We start from the raw sequence: 6,794 nt of genomic DNA on the forward strand, positions 1-6,794 counted from the left end.
ATAAAGAAAAAGCCCATTCAGTATTGAAACTAAATGGGCTTTCGCTTTATATTCAGCGGTACGCAGTTATTTGATGCTCTAACATCGAATAACGAAGATCATAAGGTTTGGCGACCGTTATGATTTCACACTAAGGCTTGTACCTGAACTCTATTTTCACAATAAACAGTGTTTATATCAAGCCTCAAAATGATAAGTCTTCGTTAATTCGTGTTTTAAATCGTCAAATAAGTATCCTAGATCGAGCTTTGCCCGCTTCTGCGTATCCGTTTTACGGTCGGCATGCAGTACGTGTGGTAGGAATAAGTGTCACTGGCGTATTGTGGCTATAGTCGAAAGGCTAAACCGCTTACAGGGGAACTTCACATAGGCGGAGCGTTGGGAGTAGTTACATAGGACTTGTTAAGTTGTACGTTGGGGAAACCCTCGCAGAGATACAGGCAATGTAACGACAGGGAGCGCGTGGAGCGAAGTGCAAGACTTTGAGTCCTTGTCTGCATAGTCAGCAAAGCTATGTGCGGATACGACCGATATACGTGGCTCCGAAGCCAAATATATACAGGTAAATCGGCAATACTTAGGGGATGTGTCATTTTTTTAAATGACTGCCCTTAGGGTGAGTATTGCCGAAACTCTCTCAACCGTTTCCAAAGCCAAAGCACGAAGTGCGACGCTTTGGGGGCGAGTTGAGAGGTTGAGAGCATATGTTTTTATAGTTTATGGAGAGATAGTTTTTTAGAAATCAGCTTTTTTGCTTAGGCTATTGCTATGATTTAAATAGGTTCTAACAAGTTCAATTCAAATACTGGGGTTAGGGTGGATAGAAAAGGGTCTAACTGCTATCATTGCCTAACTTGGGAACCAAGTTATAACTGGCGTGTATGCTCATATATTTAATTCATTAAAAAAGACTAATCTCAAAATCAGTCCTTCTTAAGGAATTTTTTGACAAGCTGAATGTGCAAAATAAAAAATGCACATTCAGAGTATGGATCTAATCACTAGCTATCCAAGCATATTATGCAAAAAATTAGGGGCATAAAGTTTTTAGGTGTCCCTTTCAATATTGCCAGTTACGCTCTGCTCACCCATATGATCGCACAAGTCTGTGAGCTTGAGGTCGGTGATTTTGTCTGGACGGGTGGTGATACGCACCTGTATGCCAACCACTTTGAACAAGCCAAACTTCAGCTGAGTCGTGAGCCTTTAGGTCTATGTCAGTTAAAACTGAATCCTGAAATTAAAGATCTATTCGATTTCAAATTTGGTTGGAAGATGGAAAAAATGCTGGTTTATTAAGGCTATTGCCTAAGTAGAGCTGATTGAATCTTAGGGATTGGAAATTTTTAAAATGAATCATAATGGAGCCGATTTGGATCAAATAAAGTTAAAACAAATTAAAACTGACTTAAGTGTTGATGGAATTGTTAAGCTATCTCAGTTTATTGATAAAAAAGAAGTAAATTTAATCAAAGAGAGTTTGGTTGAAGAACTGAAACGTTTAAAAATTTATGAAAATAATAAAATAATCTCTAAAGAATTGAAAAAATTGAGTCATTTTCAACAGATTGTCATGTTGTCCAGAACAGTTAAACAGCCAAAAACTTTAGAAAAATATTCAGATATTTTGGGTGAAGTTGTATTCAAAATTTTTGCTAAAAAGTTTTACTCTGATCAGAAACAGCAACTTCTACTGACATTACCTCAACAGGAAAAATGGACACTGAATGATTTAAAATGGCATGTCGATTCACATTCAACAGCTTTTGAGTCACTGCAATTTTTTTTAATCATTGATGATATTCAACCTCATGGTGGTGGAACTCTAGTTTTGAAAGGTTCACATCATTTAACTGAACGATCTTCTTCAAGTCAGCTGAATCATTTATTGAGTACGAAAATATTAAATCAGCCTTTTGATTTTCAGAATAAAAAATTAGAGATCATTGAATTAACTGGCGTACAAGGGGATGTGTATTTAATGGATATGAGGGTTATTCATTCTCCAGCGATAAATGCTGCAAAAAAGATAAGAATGATGGCAACGTATAGATATTTTCAGAATTTGTAAGATAAATAAAGAAAACCCATCATCCTGACAGGATCTTCTTCATAAGAGATATTCCTAATCCATGCTGACATTCACATAGAAAAGAAACTATTGATAACACCTAATGTTTTTAATGTAGTAATGCCCGAGATTAAAAAACATATGGAAATTAAAGACTAGACTCTTTCATTTGATCATGTTCCTTGATATGCATTTAAGCGAAATGCAAAGTTTTGTCCAAATAACTGAGCGGTTTTAATATCGCCAATATCAAAAGCATCTGCCGCACTGGCATGTTCGGCTTGTGCCATAAGACCAGACCATGAGCCGAGACGATTGGCTGCTTGCGTATACGGAACACCTTGATGTTGCTCAGGTAAAATAGGGTTGCCGACCCATACCATACCGTGTTGCATCGAAAAGGTGAAAAGCGAAATCAGGGTCGATTGCTTATCCCCAGCAGGTAATGAGGAAACAGTAAATCCTGCGGCTAATTTTCCTTTAAAAGCCTGCTTCTTCCATAATGGACCTGTGGCATCCATGAGTTGTTTAAAAGTGCCAGAGACACCACCGAGATAGGTTGGAGTACCCCAAATTAGTCCATCATATTGACAGAGTAATTCAGGTTGAGACATCAACTGTTCAGCGGTGAATAAATCAATTTTAGGTGGTGTTTCAAAAAGTATGCTGAAACAAAGCAGGTTGAATTTTGATAAAATAGAGAAATGCGAATAACTCTAGAAATCAAATGTCCAACCTGCCTCAGTGACAGTATAAAGAAAAATGGCATCAAAGTAGATGGGAAACAAAACTATCAGTGCAAAGACTGTAAACGTCAGTTTATTGGTGACCATGCTCTGAGCTATCTAGGATGTCATTCAGGCATTACTCGAAAAATATTACAGTTGATGGTCAGAGGTAGTGGTATACGAGATATCGCTGAAGTTGAGCGAATCAGTATCGGTAAAGTTTTACGTACTTTAACCGAATCGACCTACCAAATTCAGCCTAAACAAAGTCATTATGAGTCTCTTGAAGTTGATGAGTTTTGGACTTTTGTGGGAAATAAAAATAATAAACAATGGCTTATTTACGCCTACCATCGAGAAACAGGTGAGATTGTTGCTTATGTTTGGGGTAAAAGAGACTTAGCTACAGTTCAACGATTGAAGGCAAAGCTTAAACAATTAGGTATTCACTACACCCGAATTGCAAGTGATCATTGGGACAGTTTCATAACTGCTTTTAAAAGTATTGGTAAATTTTTTACTGTAGGTATTGAAGGTAATAATTGCAAAATAAGGCATCGAATTAGGCGCGGTTTTAGAAGGAGTTGTAATTTTTCAAAAAAGATTGAAAACCATTTTAAAGCTTTCGACTTAACCTTTTTTTACATCAATAATGGCTTCATTTAATGTCAGCATACTTTTTGAAACACCACCCAAATTTGAAGATATTGAAATTGTCGGCTATGAATCCCATCCGGCAATTAAAGCGCCTGTCACGGTTTAATTTTTCCCAAACCCAAGAAAATCAAAATCCCACTTTGCTTAAAGTGGGATTTTGCATTTTAATAGGAACAATTTTTACTTGTTTTTGAGTGTGGGTATGGCATTTCAGGATTTAGAAGTCGTTCATGTCGTTGCAATGGATCAGCAGCGCTGTATTGGTAAGGACAATGACCTGCCTTGGCATATCTCAGCAGATCTAAAACATTTTAAGGAAATCACCCAGGGCGGTGTAATTGTAATGGGACGTAAGACCCTTGAATCCATGGGACGTGCCTTGCCTAAACGTGTCAACTGGGTCATTACCCGTGATACAGACTGGTCTTTTGAAGGTACTAAAGTCGCACACACGATTGAAGATGCCTTGTACCAAGCTGTTGCAGATGTAAAAGCGTCAGAAAAACCGGAGTCTATTTATATTATTGGGGGTGGTGAAATCTTCAAACAGACAATGAGTATTGCTGACCGTCTGGAACTGACCCATGTCGAACTGGATGTACAAGGTCATGCCTTCTACCCGGAAATTCCTGCTGAATTCAAAAAAGTTTTTTCCGAACAACATATCGACGACAAAACTGGGATTGCTTTTGAGTTTGCAACTTATAGAAAATGAAGAATAATTTTTAATTAAAGATTCAATTATGCATATACTCCTGAGCTAATTTTTCTTGACGTTTTTGTTCTTCTTCTAAACGTTTTTTATATGCGATTCTGTCATCAGAAGATTCTTTTTTATATTGATTAAAAGAGATCTTCCCTTCAACAAGGTCATGTAAAGTATTCAGATTATTACGATAAAGGGATAGTTAAAAACTATCCCAAGCTTATTGATTAAGTTTTTTTCTACGAAGTTGATTAGAAATTTTGAATAATCAATATTTGTCTTTTTTTCGTTGATTTAAAGTTTCTTGTCCTAATTCCTTCCAAATCTGCCATTTCATATCATTTGGATCTATTTCAGCAGTTTTAAGCAGAACTCCAAGTAACTCAGCTGGATCTCGTTTATCCAAGTTTGCAATTTCAAAAAGTGCGCCTAATTGAATGAGGTGACGTGTACGAGCTTTACGTTCAGCTTCCTTTTCCGCATTGATTAATTTTCTAACAACGACTTTCTGTTTATTTGCTCGATCTATAGCTTTTTCAGCTTTGATAAGGGCATTTAATTTCTTTTCTTGTTCAGGGGTTCGGTACTGAATTTGAGCCAATTCCAATAGAAGTTTTTGAGCATCACTTGGATTCTTTAACGCAGAAATGTAGGTGATTTTTTCAGACAGCCATTCATTATTCATATTCAATTCCTTAATTCATATACCGCAAAAGTACAGGCTCAATTCTCAAAGAACGATAACAAAATAATTACGTCTAATGTCCGCAATTTTGTTAAAGTTCGTTCTAGAGATTGTCGCCTGCACTTCCATCAAAAATTTGATGGCGCGCTTAGACGTTTCTCAATTTCATTGAGAAACCTAAGCACGTTAGGGACTTCATCCCTAAAACCCTGAAACTTCTTTTTTTCGTAAATTTTCAATTTACGGAAAAAAGAAGTACCAAAGCTAGGAGCAACAGCATGCAACTAAAACAGGTACTGGGAAAAATCAAAGATATTACTTTTGGCGTGATCGCAGCACCGCTAATCATCATCATTATGATGTGGGCTTCGATACTCGATCAAAGAGCATTTAAGAAAGAACTAGACCGAAAAAAGGAACAGGAAAAAACCTAATGGCGATTGCTCGTTTAAGTGTCAAAGTCGGCAAGGCAGGCAAAGCAGCACCGCATGCCGAATATATTGATCGGGACGAAGAAAAGAAGCTGAAACAGGAACAGGCAGAAACTGACCTTGAACATAGTGCTTATGGAAACATGCCGAAATGGGCTGAACATAATCCGATTACCTTTTGGGAGGCAGCCGATCTTTACGAGCGCAAAAATGGCAGTACGTATCGAGAATATGAAATTGCCCTGCCTAGAGAGATGAATGCCGAGCAACGCCTAGAACTGGTTGAGGATTTTATTCAGTCTGAAATTGGCTCAAAATATCCGTATCAGTTTGCGATTCACAACCCCAAAGCAATGGACGGCAACGATCAGCCCCACGTCCACCTCATGTTTAATGAACGTCTGCAAGATGGAATTGAGCGAGATCCAGAGCAATATTTTAAGCGCTATAACAGCAAAAATCCTGAACGTGGCGGAGCTAAAAAAGACAATACGGGTAAAAGTTACCAGGAACGAAAAACCGATATTAAAGACCTACGCCAAAGATGGGCAGATTTATGCAACAGCCATTTAGAAAAACACCAAATTGACAGCCGTATTGATATGCGAAGCTATAAAGAGCAAGGCATAGAGAAAGAACCTGAAAAGAAACTGTTACCAAGCCAAGCTAAAGATCCTGAAATCAGGGAAGCCCTGCAACAGTCACGCACAGCCTATAAAGAGCTTGAGCGACTGGACTTAGGCGACCCGAAAAAAGACCTGAAAGAACTCAAAGACAGCCCAATTTCAGACAAAGAAATTAAGCAGGGTATTGAGAGCTTTAAGGCTGATTTTGACAGCTTCAAACAGCTTGCTTTAGAGCAGTACAAAGCACAGCAGAAATTAGAACGAGAGCAACAGAAAACAATGAAGTTTAGAGGGATGAGCCGATGACACCTGATGAAAAAAAGTTATATGCACTGATGGCAGTTGCAGAACAACAGCAGAACCTAGTCAATCAGGCCGTTAAAGAGCTTCAAATCACGAAAGAACACATTCAAAGCACTATTGCTGAGCAAACCCACCATACTGTATCAAAATCGCTAAATACGGGCTTACAGGAGGGTACAGCGGAGCTTATTAAGACAGCTAAAGCACTTGGACGCTTGAATAATTCAATTGAATCAGCCCGTGATCAGTTGTCATGGAAGCTCATTACCATTGTTCTAGGCATCTTTGCCATTCTGATGCTTGGTATCATTTGGCTGTTTAGTGTTTATATCAAACCTTTAGGCAATATCCCGCAGATCGAGAGCCTGAGACAGCAAGGCATCCAGTTTGATATTGGAAGTTGTAAAGTTGATGGAGAATCTAAACCGTGTGTCCGAGTGATGAAAAAGCAGTGCGGATATGGAAAAAATGGCGATTTTTGCGTCATAGATCCAAAATGATAAGTACTTGATAAAGAAAAAGCCCATTCAGTATTGAAACTAAATGGGCTTTCGCTTTATATTCAGCGGTACGCAGTTATTTGATGC

Annotated in this window: 8 protein-coding genes and 2 pseudogenes; 8 read left to right on the forward strand and 2 right to left on the reverse strand. The window is 38.2% G+C overall.

Annotated elements, in window-relative coordinates:
* Window positions 1–1,020: 1,020 nt before the first annotated feature.
* The gene (gene thyA / locus GVV58_RS14695; protein WP_159516841.1) at window positions 1,021–1,299 is read left to right on the forward strand and encodes a thymidylate synthase; all 279 of its coding nucleotides are present in this window, start codon (window positions 1,021–1,023) and stop codon (window positions 1,297–1,299) included.
* A gap of 52 nt (window positions 1,300–1,351) precedes the next feature.
* Window positions 1,352–2,071, forward strand: coding sequence for a phytanoyl-CoA dioxygenase family protein (locus GVV58_RS14700; RefSeq protein ID WP_087554354.1), 720 nt, complete (start codon window positions 1,352–1,354; stop codon window positions 2,069–2,071).
* Window positions 2,072–2,244: 173 nt separating this feature from the next.
* Here the strand turns inward: GVV58_RS14700 and GVV58_RS14705 are convergent.
* Window positions 2,245–2,694 (reverse strand): annotated as a pseudogene (locus GVV58_RS14705) (flavodoxin family protein); the annotation flags it as partial.
* Between the two features lie 81 nt (window positions 2,695–2,775).
* Here GVV58_RS14705 and GVV58_RS14710 point away from each other — a divergent pair.
* The 3 genes and pseudogenes from GVV58_RS14710 (at window position 2,776) to dfrA44 (ending at window position 4,171) form a co-directional block, all read left to right on the forward strand.
* A complete protein-coding gene (locus tag GVV58_RS14710) occupies window positions 2,776–3,465 on the forward strand; it encodes an IS1-like element ISPa14 family transposase (RefSeq protein WP_159516842.1) in 690 nt (229 codons plus the stop codon).
* 10 nt (window positions 3,466–3,475) lie between these two features.
* Window positions 3,476–3,562 (forward strand): annotated as a pseudogene (locus GVV58_RS15710) (hypothetical protein); the annotation flags it as partial.
* 96 nt (window positions 3,563–3,658) lie between these two features.
* Window positions 3,659–4,171 (forward strand): trimethoprim-resistant dihydrofolate reductase DfrA44, encoded by a 513-nt coding sequence (gene dfrA44 / locus GVV58_RS14715; protein ID WP_159516843.1) that lies wholly within the window; start codon window positions 3,659–3,661, stop codon window positions 4,169–4,171.
* A 259-nt stretch (window positions 4,172–4,430) separates the two neighbouring features.
* On the opposite strand, the gene GVV58_RS14720 is transcribed toward dfrA44, so the two are convergent.
* Window positions 4,431–4,847, reverse strand: coding sequence for a conjugal transfer protein TraD (locus GVV58_RS14720; RefSeq protein WP_057690043.1), 417 nt, complete (start codon window positions 4,845–4,847; stop codon window positions 4,431–4,433).
* A 278-nt stretch (window positions 4,848–5,125) separates the two neighbouring features.
* On the opposite strand from GVV58_RS14720, the gene GVV58_RS15500 reads away from it, so the two are divergent.
* From GVV58_RS15500 to GVV58_RS14730, 3 genes are read left to right on the forward strand one after another with little or no spacing between them, the layout of a single operon-like run.
* Entirely contained in the window at window positions 5,126–5,281 is a 156-nt protein-coding gene (locus GVV58_RS15500; protein WP_004846790.1) for a hypothetical protein, read from the forward strand.
* Window positions 5,281–6,210, forward strand: a complete 930-nt coding sequence (locus GVV58_RS14725; RefSeq protein WP_057690044.1) for a MobA/MobL family protein — start codon at window positions 5,281–5,283, stop codon at window positions 6,208–6,210. Before GVV58_RS15500 ends, GVV58_RS14725 begins: the two co-directional genes overlap by 1 nt.
* The gene (locus tag GVV58_RS14730; protein WP_002060334.1) at window positions 6,207–6,707 is read left to right on the forward strand and encodes a hypothetical protein; all 501 of its coding nucleotides are present in this window, start codon (window positions 6,207–6,209) and stop codon (window positions 6,705–6,707) included. The genes GVV58_RS14725 and GVV58_RS14730 overlap by 4 nt, the downstream gene beginning before the upstream one ends.
* The last annotated feature ends 87 nt before the right edge of the window (window positions 6,708–6,794 follow it).

The sequence above is a fragment of the Acinetobacter sp. 18QD2AZ41W genome, from assembly GCF_009829025.1.
In the GTDB taxonomy this organism is placed as follows: Bacteria; Pseudomonadota; Gammaproteobacteria; order Pseudomonadales; family Moraxellaceae; genus Acinetobacter; species Acinetobacter pseudolwoffii.